General features: G+C 32.0%; 16 protein-coding genes. 10 read left to right on the forward strand and 6 right to left on the reverse strand.

The window, feature by feature from the left end; translation table 11 throughout:
* The first annotated feature begins 258 nt into the window (after positions 1–258).
* Positions 259–813, forward strand: coding sequence for a DUF2628 domain-containing protein (locus B7R65_RS13770; RefSeq protein WP_088043368.1), 555 nt, complete (start codon positions 259–261; stop codon positions 811–813).
* 224 nt (positions 814–1,037) lie between these two features.
* On the opposite strand, the gene B7R65_RS13775 is transcribed toward B7R65_RS13770, so the two are convergent.
* Positions 1,038–1,922 carry a hypothetical protein gene (locus B7R65_RS13775; RefSeq protein ID WP_218780438.1) on the reverse strand — a complete coding sequence of 295 codons (885 nt, stop codon included), beginning with the start codon at positions 1,920–1,922 and terminating at the stop codon, positions 1,038–1,040.
* Between the two features lie 591 nt (positions 1,923–2,513).
* Here B7R65_RS13775 and B7R65_RS13780 point away from each other — a divergent pair.
* From B7R65_RS13780 to B7R65_RS21360, 4 genes are all read left to right on the forward strand, one after another.
* Positions 2,514–3,035 (forward strand): hypothetical protein, encoded by a 522-nt coding sequence (locus B7R65_RS13780; RefSeq protein ID WP_088043370.1) that lies wholly within the window; start codon positions 2,514–2,516, stop codon positions 3,033–3,035.
* 72 nt (positions 3,036–3,107) lie between these two features.
* A complete protein-coding gene (locus tag B7R65_RS13785) occupies positions 3,108–3,308 on the forward strand; it encodes a DUF6199 family natural product biosynthesis protein (RefSeq protein WP_088043371.1) in 201 nt (66 codons plus the stop codon).
* 225 nt (positions 3,309–3,533) lie between these two features.
* Positions 3,534–3,962 (forward strand): GNAT family N-acetyltransferase, encoded by a 429-nt coding sequence (locus B7R65_RS13790; RefSeq protein ID WP_088043372.1) that lies wholly within the window; start codon positions 3,534–3,536, stop codon positions 3,960–3,962.
* 291 nt (positions 3,963–4,253) lie between these two features.
* Positions 4,254–4,427 (forward strand): hypothetical protein, encoded by a 174-nt coding sequence (locus B7R65_RS21360; RefSeq protein ID WP_179194879.1) that lies wholly within the window; start codon positions 4,254–4,256, stop codon positions 4,425–4,427.
* A gap of 669 nt (positions 4,428–5,096) precedes the next feature.
* Here B7R65_RS21360 and mraY read toward each other — a convergent pair.
* Complete coding sequence (gene mraY / locus B7R65_RS13800; RefSeq protein WP_088043374.1) at positions 5,097–6,053, reverse strand: phospho-N-acetylmuramoyl-pentapeptide-transferase; 957 nt, start codon at positions 6,051–6,053, stop codon at positions 5,097–5,099.
* A gap of 544 nt (positions 6,054–6,597) precedes the next feature.
* Here mraY and B7R65_RS13805 point away from each other — a divergent pair.
* On the forward strand, positions 6,598–7,095 hold the full coding sequence (locus B7R65_RS13805) for a DinB family protein (RefSeq protein ID WP_088043375.1): 498 nt from the start codon (positions 6,598–6,600) through the stop codon (positions 7,093–7,095).
* A gap of 197 nt (positions 7,096–7,292) precedes the next feature.
* Here B7R65_RS13805 and B7R65_RS13810 read toward each other — a convergent pair whose 3' ends face one another.
* The 3 genes from B7R65_RS13810 to B7R65_RS13820 are packed head-to-tail and all read right to left on the reverse strand — an operon-like array spanning position 7,293 to position 11,039.
* On the reverse strand, positions 7,293–8,411 hold the full coding sequence (locus tag B7R65_RS13810; RefSeq protein ID WP_088043376.1) for a Ger(x)C family spore germination protein: 1,119 nt from the start codon (positions 8,409–8,411) through the stop codon (positions 7,293–7,295).
* A gap of 2 nt (positions 8,412–8,413) precedes the next feature.
* Positions 8,414–9,514, reverse strand: coding sequence for a GerAB/ArcD/ProY family transporter (locus B7R65_RS13815; RefSeq protein ID WP_088043377.1), 1,101 nt, complete (start codon positions 9,512–9,514; stop codon positions 8,414–8,416).
* Positions 9,504–11,039, reverse strand: a complete 1,536-nt coding sequence (locus B7R65_RS13820) for a spore germination protein (protein WP_256941312.1) — start codon at positions 11,037–11,039, stop codon at positions 9,504–9,506. Before B7R65_RS13820 ends, B7R65_RS13815 begins: the two co-directional genes overlap by 11 nt.
* A gap of 626 nt (positions 11,040–11,665) precedes the next feature.
* Here B7R65_RS13820 and B7R65_RS13825 point away from each other — a divergent pair.
* From B7R65_RS13825 to B7R65_RS13835, 3 genes are all read left to right on the forward strand, one after another.
* Positions 11,666–11,920, forward strand: coding sequence for a hypothetical protein (locus tag B7R65_RS13825; protein ID WP_088043378.1), 255 nt, complete (start codon positions 11,666–11,668; stop codon positions 11,918–11,920).
* Positions 11,921–12,107: 187 nt separating this feature from the next.
* Positions 12,108–12,890, forward strand: coding sequence for a putative protein N(5)-glutamine methyltransferase (locus tag B7R65_RS13830; RefSeq protein WP_088043379.1), 783 nt, complete (start codon positions 12,108–12,110; stop codon positions 12,888–12,890).
* A 257-nt stretch (positions 12,891–13,147) separates the two neighbouring features.
* Entirely contained in the window at positions 13,148–13,387 is a 240-nt protein-coding gene (locus B7R65_RS13835; protein WP_088043380.1) for a hypothetical protein, read from the forward strand.
* A 473-nt stretch (positions 13,388–13,860) separates the two neighbouring features.
* Here the strand turns inward: B7R65_RS13835 and B7R65_RS13840 are convergent, their stop codons facing one another.
* Positions 13,861–14,901, reverse strand: a complete 1,041-nt coding sequence (locus B7R65_RS13840; RefSeq protein ID WP_088043381.1) for a cellulase family glycosylhydrolase — start codon at positions 14,899–14,901, stop codon at positions 13,861–13,863.
* Positions 14,902–15,274: 373 nt separating this feature from the next.
* Here B7R65_RS13840 and B7R65_RS13845 point away from each other — a divergent pair, with 373 nt between their 5' ends.
* Positions 15,275–15,859: a YobA family protein gene (locus B7R65_RS13845; protein WP_179194880.1), complete on the forward strand. Its 585-nt coding sequence runs from the start codon at positions 15,275–15,277 to the stop codon at positions 15,857–15,859.
* Positions 15,860–15,874 lie beyond the last annotated feature (15 nt).

Raw genomic sequence — 15,874 nt, forward strand, 5'->3', positions numbered from 1 at the left:
TTTAAAATTATATGTCAACCTGTATTAATTTTTGGTTAACATATAATCTTCCATATTGAAATGATATGAGCTGTTTAGAAGTTCTTTGATTAACTAACGCGTGCGTTAGTTACACAACAAATAGAGGGTGATCATTCGAACATCCACTATTTAACTATTTAACAGTAAAGTTGAAGAAGGAAAATTTTAAAATTACGGTGAATCTAATAGTAAAATTAATAAATTTATTGATAAGGATTACTTAGTGGGGTGTTTTAAATGTCAGATGTTTCAAAGAATGAAGAGAGATTAATAGAAGTTACTGAAGAATCAGATGAGTTAACTGATATTGAACGTTTTAAGATTTTTACACGTAAAAACACTAAAAAATATATAGAAAGATTAAATCTAACTAGTCAATCCGACTATGATTATCTTAAGAAAGGCAAAATCATTAGTTGGAACTGGGCAAGTTTCTTTTTAGGTATCTATTGGATGGCCTACCGAAAAATGTGGAAGTTCGTTGCGATCTATTTAGTTTATTTCGTAGTTGTTGACACGCTATTAAGAGACCAAAAAGGATTATCTTCAAGTATTAACTTTGTTGTCAATCTATTACTTGGAATGTATGGAAACTCACACTATTTTTCTTATTCTTCTAAAAAAATCGATGGGATTAAAGCAAAAGGCCTAGCGAAGGATGACGAGCTATCTTCTTTACAAAAAGCAGGGGGGCCCAGTATAGTTTCGTTTTTAATCTCTATCTTTATTGTACTAGCTTTCGCATTCATTATGGTTTTACTAGAAGAACATTGGAGCTATCAACATAACTAAAATTAATTATCTACTTAATATCTAATCTTCTTCAACTACCGCATTTAATTTTTGAATGATAAACATGAAAAATAACCTGTATCTTTAATTACTCAGTAATCATAGATACAGGTTTTATATTTAGGTTACTTTTATAGATTTGTTAATCTGCCTCGCATTTTAATACCGTTATTTTAATAATAGTATTGTTATAGTTTGTGGCGTAGACCCCGGAATTCCAGGTTTCATATTGATTGCCCCATTTGCGTTTCGGCATTCTTATTAGAGGAATTATCATTATTTCGTTTACGAGGCGCAGACATGAAATATAACACCATCCATACGCAAATGCTGAAATAGCCGCTGTGCCAAATGAAGAATCCAATGCCTCCCCAAACATCAAAATTTCTGGTTGCTGTAAAGTTGAAAATAGCTTGTTTAAGGGCATCATGTGGGACAATATTTCCGATATCCCGTGATAAATTAGCATAGTGGATGAATGGTAGTGTATAGCTCTGGAAAATTAAATATCCGCAGCACCAAACAGCCAAAATTATAAGAAAACGATTGTAACTTTTTTCTAAGGGGATGTGTTTATTAATTTGTTTCAGTCCGACTACTATCAAAGGTGAAATACTTAAAAAAGCGAACGCCCATAACGTTTCTTCTATGGCAAACAATATACGATATTGTGTTATAAGTCCACCAAAGGCAAAAAACTGTGCAAGGAAAATACAACCTAAGGCAATAAACGGTGATTTCACTAACATTAAATTAATTAGTTTATTGTTTTTTCTATAGCTATTAAACTCCATTTCATTGATTAGTTTCAGCAAGATTATTGCAATCATCCCGATAAAGCTCAATTCGGCAAAAAATGCTAAGCACCGGATAATAAAGGGGCTATTGAAAATCGTGTCAAACCAAGCCAATCTCTCTGGATAACTAGATACAAATATGGTGCGATATAATGCAACTGCAACAAATATGATCCCTAAAACTCGCAAAGTCAAAAAATACTTCGCGTTTTTCGATTCTTGAAGCTTCCATTTTAATGATCTAAAGAAGATTAATAGTGCTATAAACAAATTAAACGTACTGATAACCACCATAGTGATCCACCATTGCATGTCCAAGTTCATAAAACAACTTCCTTTCTTTTAGATAAAATTCGTTCGCTTTTTTCTTCAATTTTTTCATTGAAGTTACTTACTATTTCTACTCATTTACATTTTGCTAACTTTTTAAATTAGAAATGAATGTTTAGTCTCAATCATTTAAACCTTACTTTTCATTTACTTATATTCTATTAACTATTTGGGACTTCCTTTAAATGAATGTTTTCATCTTTAATAATATTTCTGACTTATTTCTTCAATAATAACTATAATTATCCGACTCTATTTTTTTTGAATCTAACTAACCATATTCAATTATTATTTTTTATCATTTATTTTCCAAACATAGATTTTATTATAGTAGGAACAACTAAAGACTGTTTAATAGTCATTTGTGTTATTTAACTAACGCATGCATTTGTTTAACTTAGTTTAGGGTTGTAAATGTGGTTTTTTTGGAAGTAAATGGAAGTTTGTCTGCATAATAAAAGGACTATTTGATTAATCAATAGAATTAATAAAAGTAGTTATAGTGTTTTTGGAAGATATATATATAATCACTTACCTTATACTTGAGTTCACAGTTGGGCAGGAGGAATTACGTTGAAAAGAAGGATCTATTTGATCATAACAATACTAATATGTCTAATAGTCATTGGGTATTTAAAGTTCGATAGAAATACTAACTATTCACCATTATCACAAGATGAAATTGGAAAATTTATTAAAAAGAATAATATTGCACCATTATCAGTTGTAGAAGTTAAAGATACTTCAATGATTTTATATGAGAACGGTATTTATGAACTTTCCAATTACGACGGAAAGATTATACAAAATCATACTGAATGGGGGAGCACCAGACAAGAAAAAGTTCAAATAGGTATGTCAAGTATGGGTAGTCCTTATGTTTCAGTTATTATCGATGATAAAAACTTATTGAAAGAAGCAAATGAAGTAAAAATCATATTTGAGGATGGAAAAACTGTTACAAAACTTTTTAAAGGAAAGCGTGGTATGTTTGTTTTTTATAATAAAGTGAAATCGAACTTAGCAATCGAAGACCAATTTGAAATATTAATAAAAAATAAAGAGGGTATTGTAATTTATAAGAACACACTTTAAAGATTTTTTGTAAATAGCCTTTGGTTACAAAGTGAATTCAATAAGTATTTATTACTTAGGAGATGGTATGCAATGTTTTTAGGGATAATTCTTCTATTAGGTGGAATTGTACTTACTGCATTTCCACAATTTGTTTGGCTCATATCAGAAAGTTGGAAGTCAGAAAATGCAGATGAACCCTCAACTTTATATATATGGTCAACCCGTTTTGGTGGAATTATGTGCATTTTAATTGGTACAGCTAATATAATCGCTTTATTGTACTATAAATGAACCCAGATACCCTATAAGGGGAATAGATATCGGCTGCAATTTCACTATGATATTACTACTGGAGTAGTTATTAATTTATGTTATTTAAGCAACTAAAGCATAGGTTAGTTCAAGTAAGAAGGGATTGGGTTAGACAACTTTTTTGTTGGTAGAAAATTCAAAATATAAAATGAAAAGTTTTATATAATATTTAAATGTATGAAACAGGTTAGGAGAATAGTTGAAATGGATTTTCATATTACTAAAGATTTGAATGAAAAAGATAAAAATTATATTAATAAAAGCTTGTATGAATATAATTTAAAACATTTTCCAGAAGATTTAAGAGGACGATATCAAGAAATTAATTTATTTCTTAAGGATGAAAACAATAATGTACGTGGTGGAATATTAGGTGAGATTTGCTGGAATTGGTTAGAAATTCATACTTTTATGATTGATGAAGATATTAGAAAACATGGATATGGAACTAAATTATTACTTGAAATTGAACAAATTGCATTGGAAAAGAATTGTGACTTCATAAAAGTAGATACTTTGAGTTTCCAGGCATTAGATTTTTATAAGAAACTCGGTTATCAAGTGTATGGCACTCTAAATAAAGTTGGCAGAGATTATAAGCATTACTTCTTAAAAAAGGACTTATCATATTAGGCGTTCTTATTTTACTAATATATTCGTTAGTTAAAGTTCATGAGTCACTGATGTGGCTCATTTTTTATTGAAGTAAATGGAAGATTTATTAAATATAGAATGATTTAATTTTTATGTTAATGCGTTAGTTACATAACATCTGGAAGCCAATCATGGCTCCTGTTCTATTTTTTGGCAGTTTAGTGGAATAAGAATAATCAGATGAAGAAAACTATAAAAACGATGGCATTACTTTAGAATGCGTATCGATCGGTTTTGGGTGAAAAGTAAAATAGAAAGGATGATTCAACGATGGATATGGACATTCCGAAAGATGATGATATTGAAATGGAAGAAAAGGTAGAGCTAATTGGCAGTATTGAAAAATTAACAGAGCATAAAGTATGGAGCGCACAAGGTTTCATGGATATTCCAAATCAAGGCAAGACGTACAGGAAAAGATATTTAGGAAACCGATATCAATAATTCGAGAAAACGTTGGCCAAGAAAAATATGTGAAGGTTTCAAAGTAAGAAAAGGATAATACAGCCTTTTATGCTAAGGTGATTTTTTCGATTGGGTAATATTTATTTTTCTGATTTATCCAGTTTTATATCCATTTCAACCAAGTTTTTTGAGTGAATAAATTTTGATTTAGAACAAACACATACTTTAGTTGTAGATAACGAGTTGCTTGCAGCTCGTTTTTTTATTGAAGTAAATGGCAGTTTAGTTTTAGTTCAAATATTTACAATTTCGATTGTATTATCCAACGAAAAAATCAAATTACCTTCAAACGTTCTTCAACAATTGAGGCATTTAATTGAAGAACAAAGAAATTTATTCTAATTTTGTAAATGGATATAGGGTTACTATGTATGTATAGTTCTTAGTTAAAACGATCATCAAATCGAAGATCGTTTTAACAAAAAAATCTTTCATATTAATCCAAAATTTAGTACACCTACAAGGTACCTTTTTATAATATTAAAAAGGGGTTCGACAAAATGGAAATCATCTTCATTTATTTGATTATAGGGATATTGATTAGTGCATCAATTTATGTAGTGGCAGATTTTCGATCTTGGTATGTTTTTTCTGCATCGTGTATTGCCTGGTTACCTCTAATGTTAATTGGAATAATAATAACTATATTTATGAATTTAGAAGAAATTTCCAATAAGCTAAACAGATAAATACACAAAACCAAGAAATAAATCCAAAAACCGTGACAATTGTATTTTCGGACCACCCATATTTTAAGCCAAAGTGATAGTGAATCGGTGTCATTCTGAAAATACGCTTTTGAGTAAGTTTAAATGACGAAACTTGTAAAATAACCGAAAGTATTTCAGCAAAATATATAAAGAATAAAATGGGAATTAAAATTTCAACTTTCTCAAGAACAGCAAGAAATGATAGCGATCCTCCTATTGCTAATGATCCCGTATCCCCCATAAAAGCTTTGGCAGGATATATATTATAAATGAGAAAGCCAAGTAAACATCCAATCATAATTAAACAAAAAATTTGTACCTCTGATCTGTCTGAAACCATAAAAAAGAAAAAGTAAGTAGGAATTGCAACAACGCCTAAAAGACCGTCTAAACCATCCGTAAAGTTAATGGCATTTGCAGAACCCACGACAAATAATGTGATGACAAAAACATATAACAACATAGGAAGATCCAGGGAAATATTTTTATAAATATTAATGCTGGTGTCTACGCCTAGTTCGTTGATCACGTAAAAAAGCAGAGTACCTGTAAAAATAAATTGAAAAATAAGTTTAGTCTTACTCGAAACCCCTCCTGGATCTTGACGAGAAGCTTTCCAAAAATCGTCCAAAAACCCAACAAAACTAAAAAGAATGTAGGTAATAGATAAGAAATACATTAATGGAGTAGGAGAAAAAAGAATTGATACTATAATTCCTACAAAAAGAATCATTCCAAACATTAACGGAGTCCCTTTTTTTAACTGATGACCTGAAGGAAGTTCTTTTCTTATCGGTTGAATGAGTTTAAGTTGTCTCAAAACAGCAATTAATAGTGGAGATAAAATTGAAACAACTACAAAAGAAATTAACGCTGGGATTAATTGATTAATCAATTTTCATTTACTCCTTTTCTCTTTATTGTCTATAATAAATTCTAAAAAAAACTTTTATTTCCTCTATTTCAAACAATCCAAAATAATGAGTTACCTATGAAACAATTTTCTTTGATGTGTATACGAGAAGATTTCCCATTCAATCGATTACTTAGAAAAAAACACCTTAAAAATCCTATTCTTTGATTATTTAATACAATTACTTAGTTCTGAATTCCTGTAATTTCCACTCCATTTTTAGCTGTTTTCGTCTATCCGTTTTTTCATTTACTTTTCTTAATTAGAGTACTAAAGGAACATTAAATTTAAATATTTATTTTTGTAATAAGCTCTTCATAAAAAGGGGTCACTTTCGAAATGAAATGAGAGTTACATAATAGCTAATAATTCCTTATGTAACTAAGGAATGCGTTAGTTGAACATCTTGAGTTGAATCGGTGGCTCTTTTTTTATTTAACTAAATGACCGAAAGGGTGAAGAAGGATACTTGGATTTAGTACAGAAGAAATTAGTAAAGAAATTATTTTATTGGAGGCATTAAATTATGACTCAACTTGCATTGAAAATGTACGATTATCATGTTTGGGCGAACCAAACACTATTTAAAAGATTAAGAGAACTATCTGATGACGTATACAATAAAGAAATTAAGAGCGTTTTCCCTTCTATATCGAAAGTAGTTTCTCACATGTACATAGTCGATCAGCTTTGGTTTCACATTATATCTGGTAAAAACATGACTGAAGCATTGAAAGTAGAGAAAGAAACAGGGGAGGGGAAAGGTATTGAAGAAATGGATAAATTGTTTTATGACTTATCTCAGAAGTATAAAGAATTTTTAAACCAGCAGGAAGATTTTGAAAAGTTGGTGGAACTTGATATTCCATGGGAAGTGAAACGAGAAACGAGCCTATCTGAAATGGTCTTGCATATTGTCACTCACGCAACATATCATCGCGGAAATATAACGTCGATGTTGCGCCAAATGGGTTATGCATCTGTCACGACTGATTATACGCGGTATTGGTATGCAGGCAAATAGTGTTCCTAAAGGGGAACCACAACCACGGTCGATATAATGATTTACAATGTAAAGATATTCCAGTGAAAAAATCCCAAACTCTCAGTGATTTGAATGAGAATTTGGGATTTCATTATCCATCAATTGTTTCCTTTGATGGATTAGCAAAGGAGTAATTATTATGATTTGATGTAATTCAATTAAAAGATATTTTTATTTCAATTAACAATTCCATGTTTCGTAATTTCAACTTTTACTTTTCCATTAAACTCAACTATTGGATATTCTTTTCTCCAATTAATTTTTTTCCAAGTATCATGATGAAAGGCATTAATTTGCCTTCCAACTCCTAGACTGTCCGAATTAGCTTTTTGCATTTTTTTTATAATGACATTTACTTTTTTCGTAAGCAATTTGGATAACACTTTATTCAAGTCATCAACTCGTTTGTTTGAATTTAATCCGTCTATTGGATATTCCATGATTTGTACTTGCAAATCTAACTTTAAGTCCACTGAAATATTATCAGGATTTTTTGCTTTTACAATTAAATCTCGTTTTAATTTCTCCACGTTGAATAAAATGAAATTTTTCATTTCTGGTTTTTTATCTTCATGAATTTTAAGTTTGAGCCATGCCCTTTTTTGCTTTTGATCTGCCATCAATAAATAAAGAGTTGAATCTTCGTGAGGTAAATATTGGCCAGTATATTTATTGCCACTAAACATAGCTAATCCTAAGATTTGTGCCTCGTCTTTCTTTGGTTTAATGAGCGGCAAGACAAAATCCACACCTGGATCAAACATATCTGAGATGAGTGGTCTCTTTTGTAAAGGTAAAAATGTGGAATCTTGTTCGCTTCGAATCAGTGAACTTAAATACTCACTCATAAGTCTGTTTTTTTGAATTTTAATGTTGAGCAGGTCACTAACTTTTCCTTTTACAACTGCTACGTTTGCAAGGAGAGAACTTTTTGGATCTCTATAAAATACGTCTAGTCCAGGGTAAATATCCTGCTTTGCATATTCTTCTCCTAACAGCAAAACCATTAATTTTGAAGAGTCGAACTGTTCAGCTATTCTATGATTAATTTTATTTCTAGCATCTCTTGGTGTGTCTCCGATCTCAGATAGAACTTGACTTTCTGTTGCTCCTGTAGCTTCTGGACCAGAGGTAAATAATGGAATGGTAACAGTACTTACTATTTTCCCGTCAGGCCTTAAATCAAACCCAGTGCCCATTACTAGTTTTACATCTTTTAGTAAGTGTTGATCCCAGCAGCCAGTTAAAATGGTTAAACAAATGATTGATAGAATGGCTATTTTTGTAAATTGCATTTTCAGACAGCTCCTGATGTTTCTTTTTTACCTCTAAAAATTGACACAAATAAAAGGATACAAGGTAAACCGAAGATAAAAAAATAACTGCCATACGTAGCGTATTTAGTAAGTGAATTAATCAATTTATCGTTAGTTGGTATAAAAAATGAAAGTAAAAATACGAGAGAGGCAGTGTAAAAAACAAATGTTGAACGGTTTACTTTTTTAAATATATTGGCCAAACCATTCGAAGATAAATAAAGATACATCATAAAAGAAGTTCCTACTGCTACAATCCAAATCGACAAAAAGAGTAAGTCCGTTCTTTCCATGATTTGAAAGGTCCGATATTTCATGATATATAAAATTGGTTCTGGTATAAACTTTAGAATGGAGGGACCAAGATAAGAAATACTGACGATTGTTAAAAAGGTATAAAAAATAGTTACGATGCCGTTTGCCATTAAGGCTACCTTTAATTTTCCTACACTTTTACCCAAACTATAGGGAAAAACCACTAACAAAGTTTCAAAACCCAAAAAAGCAAGGATTGAGTTTGTCGCCCCTTTAAAAATTGTAGGTAAACTGTTTTGCCCTACTGGAAGAATAGATATAAAGTTAACATCTTTGATAACAGAAGTGATTAATATTAATAAAATAATTAAGAGGAAAGAAACGATAACATAAAATCGAGCGATTACTCTTAAATTATTTTTTACACCATATACACAAATTGAAATCATGATTAAACTAATTATCCATACAGGTGTACGAGGGAGTATCCAAATACTGATCAACCGCCCAAATAGTAAAATGACTAGTGTCGCTATAGAGGTGAAATATACAATATAAGCGGTTTTTATAAAAAAAGCTATATGGTTTCCGACAACTTTATTCATCATCTCAAAAATAGTAAGTGAAGGAAATCGGCGATATAGTAACCAGATAAGTACAATATTAATCTGTACAAATAATCCAGCAATAAGTATTGATATCCAAGCATCATTTTTTGAGTACTTGAATACATCATAAGGTAGTGAAATAACCCCTATACCAATTTGTGCTTGAAGGGTAATAAAGAATAGTTGAACTTGTGAAATCTTTTTCTCTTTATTCTTCATTTTTCTTCCACTTCCTTGTTCTTGATTGTTGGAGAACCTTTACAGGCTTATGATCTAGTGGTCTAGTATTCATTTTCCATACAGGTACTCTTACAATCGCATCCTTTAAATCTTTGAATCGAAAAGGGGCAATTGGAGCGAAATAAGGTGAACCAAAGGACTCTAAATTACATAAATGGATTACCAAAATCATTAGACCAAACACAATTCCTACAAATCCAAAAGTTGCTGCTGCCATCATCATTGGGAATCGCAAAAGACGAACTGCAGCACTCATTTCATTCGATGGAACGACATATGAAGCAATAGCAGTCGTTGCGACGACCACAACCATTGTATTCGATACTAAACCGGCCTTCACAATCGCATCCCCAATAACAAGTCCGCCTACGATTCCGATCGTTGGTCCAATTGCAGAAGGAAGGCGTATACCTGCTTCACGGATCAATTCAATGGTTAGTTCCATAATTAATGCTTCAATTAATGGTGGATATGGAACATTTTCAACTGCCCCTTTTACAGTAAGAACCAACTCCTCCGGTAATACTTCAAAATGAAAACCGATAATTGCAATATAGAGGGCAGGCAAAGTTACTGCAAGTATAAAACTGCATAACCGAAGAACTCGAATAAAAGTCCCGATATATGCACGGCTATTATAATCATCAGGTGATTGATAAAAAGAAAAGAAATTTATTGGTAAAATTAACACAGTTGGGCTTCCATCAACGAGAAGTGCGATTCTTCCTTCTATTAAATTAGCGGTTACACGGTCCGGACGTTCAGTGTTTAACATTTGAGGAAAAGGCGAAGAAGTGGTATCTTCAATGAATTCTTCAAAATAACCTGGACTAAAAACCATATCAGAAGAAATGCTCTTCAATCTCTTTTGAACTTCCTTCACTACTTCTTCATTTGCAATCCCTTTAATATGTACAATTGCAATTTTTGTATTTGTTATTTCCCCAAGTGTTAGATATTCAATAAATAGATTATGATTATTAATTCTTGTGCGAATTAAGTTTAAATTGGTTGCTATACTCTCTACAAAACCTAAATGAGAACCTCTTACAACCTTTTCGTTGGTAGGTTCATCCGTACTCCTTTCATTATTTGATGCTGTATCGATTAAAAAAACATGCTTCTCCCCATCGATTAAAATAATTGAAAATCCAAGTAACATTTTTTGTGTTATTTCAGCGAAATTGATGGATTTAGGTAAATGATCTAGTATAAATCTGTCCATCTTATCCTTATCATTTGTACTTTGAGCAATCGGATTAAAAAATTTTTGTTCGAACTTCTCTTGATCAACAAGGGTTTCTAAATAAAAGACTACACACTCTTTTTGTTTTAATTTAAATGAATAAGTCATTAAATCATGCGAGTGGTTAAAAAATTCTTTTATAAAATTCACATTTTCACCAAACGAGGAAAAAATTTCAATGCTATCGATGTTAGTTTTTTGAAGCTGTTGCATATAATCTTGATTAATTTTTTGATGTTTTGGCTTAAAAAATCCCATTTTTACACATCCTGAAATTTTATAATCTTGTATTAATATGCTTCCAATATCAATTGAAAGTATTCCTTAAATTTCCAATAGCTTCATTATTTTACTAGAATATTGAATATGTTCATGGAGTTTAAGCAGATTAGAAATGATAAATATGGATTTCGTAATTTGTAGATAGTGAGAAATAGGGAGACCACGTTGAGGGTCTATTTGTTTTTTCATAAATAGTCAATGGGAATCATGATTAAGAGAGGGGTTTTGTTCAACTAGCTGGAATATGATTTGAATAAGGATTGGTAAAATTAATGTCTGAAGTAAGAGAGTGTTATATAAAAAAACAATGAAATAGTGGTTATCTGGTAAATTGAATTGGAAAGTACATATTAATTGTTAGGGAAAATGAATAATTTGTCGCAACAACATTACATTTTATAAAATTAATTTAAAATAGATAAAGACACTTCGAGCAGAAAAATCTTTTACCTCCTAATAGAAGTAAAACAAGTGTTTGTCGAAGTTCATGTTGCTTTGGCAGCTCTTGTTCTTATTAAGTAACTGTTAGTTTAGTAGAACTAGGAATTTGTATTTAATATATGAATATCTTAAGTATACGAGAAACTAAAGGAGTGGAGACTTTGTCGCTATTTGATGTTTTCTTTAACAAAATATTAGTTTATACAGCGTTACTAGATGATGACTATTGGAAAGTTACTAATGCATTTAAAGCTGAAGGCTTACAGTTCAAAGTCAAAGGCACCTTACGAAATAGTTCTACTCCCGGTCAGCAGGTTAATGTAACTGACTTTCGAGCACCAGTTATGTATGATTTCTATGTTAAAAAAGAAGATCAGTATAAAGCGCAAAAAATATTATCACATTTAAAAAACTAGATACTCTTATGAAACTAACTCATAAGTTAGTTTCATAAAATGAGTTGCTAAGGTAACTCATTTTTATTTAAGTAAATTTTGGTAATTTGGGGAGGTTTTTTCAAACTTTTACCGAAATTCCTCTAGATATAAACTAATCATTTTTTCAAGAGTGGTGATCTAAATAAGAAAACAAAATAATTTTTATTTGGACGATGAAACAGAAAAAAGCATCATTACTAGGCTTCAGGTGGCAGGTTGTGTTTTTGCTGAAGAAGAGGCCCATCTGCTTACCTCCGAGGCACAGACGATGGATGTACTCGCCGAAATGGTGGATCGACGATCAGAAGGCGTTCCCCTCGAACACGTGATTGGTTGGGTTGATTTCTGCGGTGTACGTATAGTTGTAGATCAAGGAGTATTTGTTCCGCGCCGCCGCACTGAGTTTCTCGTCCACCAGGCAGCTGCCTACACCATGTCAGATGCGATCGTCGTTGATCTATGCTGCGGAACTGGCGCAGTTGGGGTTGCACTTTCTAGAGCTCTGGGAAATATAGAGTTGCATGCAATCGATATCGACCCTGCCTCAGTTCAATGTGCTCGCCGTAATGTTACTCCAGTCGGTGGTCAAGTATATGAAGGTAACCTCTACAATCCACTGCCAACTAGACTACAAGGCAGTGTTGATGTATTGGTCGCAAACGCACCATACGTGCCAACCAAGGCAATAGAGCTGTTACCTCAAGAGGCGCGCTTATATGAGTCGATGGTAGCGCTCGATGGGGGCGCTGATGGACTAAATATACTTCGTCAAGTTGTTACTGAAGCTTCAATTTGGCTGGCACCGGGCGGTCATTTACTCGTAGAGACTAGCGAACGACAGGCTTTACAGACTGTTGAGATATTTGTTCAAAACGGGCTAATTTCAAAGGTGGCAAACTGCAACGAACTTGATGCGACTGTAGTAATTGGAACAAAGCAAGTTATCTAAAGAGATGTTTTTAACAACTAACTATTTAGATTATATAAGAGGATTTTATTATGGCAGGGCTTATTGAACTAAGGCAAATGATTATTCATTAGTAAAAAGGTCCAATGCACATACCTTATTTGTTGTACATAGTGAAATATATAAGGAATAAGTAAATGTGTAACGAAATGTACTAATAAAAATAAAACTAATTCAACGTATTACTTTCTAAATAATCTAAATTGAGAGAAATATAGTATAGAAGAGGTGGTATGAGTTTGAAGAATCTTGTGTGCGCTTTATATATATTAGTTGGACTTTTATTTGTTTATATGACATATTTTAATAATTTTCATGGTCCTCTATTATTTAGGGGTTTAGGTTGGTTTTTAGTTATTGTAGGTGTACTATATCAAATATTTCCAAATTTTAATAAAAATTTCCTTTCATTTATCGATTCATTTAATATTGATGAGAACAAATATAAAGAAGAAGAGGAAACTAATACTAAAAATTAAATAATATCATACTAATTATTCAAATGAGTGCGTGAGACGAACAACACAGGCTGCTAATGCAATCTATTTTTTTTCTCACTGCCATGATTGATGTTTCTTTTGTGCAGTTAATTCAACAACTGGAAGTGAAGAATTTTATCGGAAACTGGGATTAAAACAGCTTAAACACGTATGGCAAGGTATTTAAATCATAACTTAAGTAATAAATATGTAAAAGAAAGATTATTTTACTTATAAAATTACGTATACTTAAGTTTTAGATCAAGAGTGGCCATTGGCTGCTTTTTTTATTAAAAAAGGTAGGATTTTGAAGAGTGATATTTAACTTGTGATCAACAATCGAGAAAGAGTTGAGAAATTAATTTGAAATTTAGCACAATAGCCGTGAACAGTTTCAAAAAAATGGCAAGTTTGAACTTCAAAAAGACCCCTCGCCAAGCGAAAAGAGGTCTTTTGCATACAAAATTCCAAAATTAGAAAGGATGTATACCCCAGGATTCCTGTAATTTTTCCAAACCAGTTGGATTTGTTATCGTAAGGTTGATTTGATTGTTAGTGACTTTTTTCTCCATCAGACTATAAGGATCCCCGTCTCGCAAGCCCGGCCAATATACACTTCCGGCGCCGATACTATTAATTTTTTTGCTCATTGCGCGGATATAGTTGACGTCATTATTGCGTTTTTTTACCGAATAATCTATATCGCTTTTCATTGTTGCGCCCCATTCGGTGATGATGGCACGGTCAGAGTACTTTCCTATTTCGAGTGTTAAAATGTTGGACCAACCAGTTTCTGTCAGGGAATTTATATGAACATATCCTGCATAAAATGCATAGCAGTGAACGGCAAGCATTGTGCCTTCTAACCGTTTGTCATCACCGAGAGGATTAATATATAAAGCGGCAAGACCAATTCCGTCAAGAATTACATTTTTTCGAGGAACGTGAAATTTTGTCAACCAATCGTTGTAGATATTCCGTAAATCTTTTGTACTATAACCAAAGGGCTCATTAATTGGCTCAAAATAAGCGTTCTGGTTGCTCCCATATTTTCCGATAACAGTACTCCACATACTATAAAATCTATTGAGATCTTCAGGTTTTCCGTTTTTCGGCGGCCAATAGCAAAAAATTACCTTGCCTCTTTCTAGAGCGGAATCGATTGCTCCAGTATATGTACTCCAATAGTTTGAAATTGTAGCTTCGTTAATGGGAAGTCTGACAGTGTTAGCTCCAGTTTTCTCGAACATTTGCCCGATTACTTGTCGGCCGACCACTTTGGCAGAGTCATATGTATCATTCTTGGTCAGTCCACTTACATAAATGACACCATCAACAAAATTGTCACGTTCATCCGCCCAATTTATCCCCCTTATCCCAGATGATAGTGGTGAGTTAGGTTTGTGAACACTGATTTTAAAATGATTTAATAAAACGAAAGATGAACCCGTCAGTAGAATAATTGTTGATATAATACAAACTCCTATAATAATTGCCTTTTTTATTATTTTCAAAATTTATCCCCCCAAGTTATACTCAAATCAGTTACTTTTAAAGCATCTAAACAAATTTAGACAACTATTCTATTTATCATTTATATTGAAAGTCTTCCACTAAAAATATATGCAAAATAAACTTGAAAGAACAGTAAAGGTTCGAGAAACTTTAAAAGTGTTATATGAGAGAACAAAATTTCGTCAGTTTTTTGGGGATTCTTTTTTTATTTAAAGGAATTATCTTTATTTACAATTAATACTTGTGTTAGTTCGATAAAATCACGAGTTGCATATGCGAATTTTTTTGTTTAACTATTTTATAACTTTTGTCGTATATAGGATTGAATTCTTATACGGTACACTGGAGATAGACAACAATAGGAGGAGAGATATGAAAAAATTTAAAACTTCTGCACTTATTTTGTGTTCGATTAGTTCAGCATTTCTTTTAGCGAGTTGTTCAAACAACACTACAAATCATTTGGAAACGAAAACTAAAGTCAGTGATGAACAAACATCAAATATAGTTAAAAAACCGGGTATCGAGGGATATGTATTAGGAATTCGCGGTCATCAAATGCTTGTTGTTAGTCAAGAGCCTAAAAATTATGAATCGACGAGTGGAACTAAAGAGTTTTATAATGCAGTTTGGTTTTCAAATGCTCCAAGAAACATCAAAATCGGACAAAAGGTTCAGGTTTGGTTTGATTATATGTTGGAATCCTACCCTGGTCAGTCAAATGCAGAAAAAGTAAAGGTTATAAAAAGTAAATCATTCGTTGGTTCGAAATTAACAGAAGCCGATGTAATCAAGAAGGTAGTTCATGATCAATCAAAAAAAATAAAAGAATTAATGATTCCTAGCATTATTATCAAATCGATAGAATACGATAAACATTTCCACCGCTTTACTGTTCAAATTCAAGACCTAAATGGTAAACAAAAATGGAACTATCAATTTGAAGATAAACAATAGGCTATTAGTCTATTT

It is taken from the genome of Bacillus sp. EAC (assembly GCF_002156875.1).
GTDB lineage: Bacteria > Bacillota > Bacilli > Bacillales > Bacillaceae_G > Gottfriedia.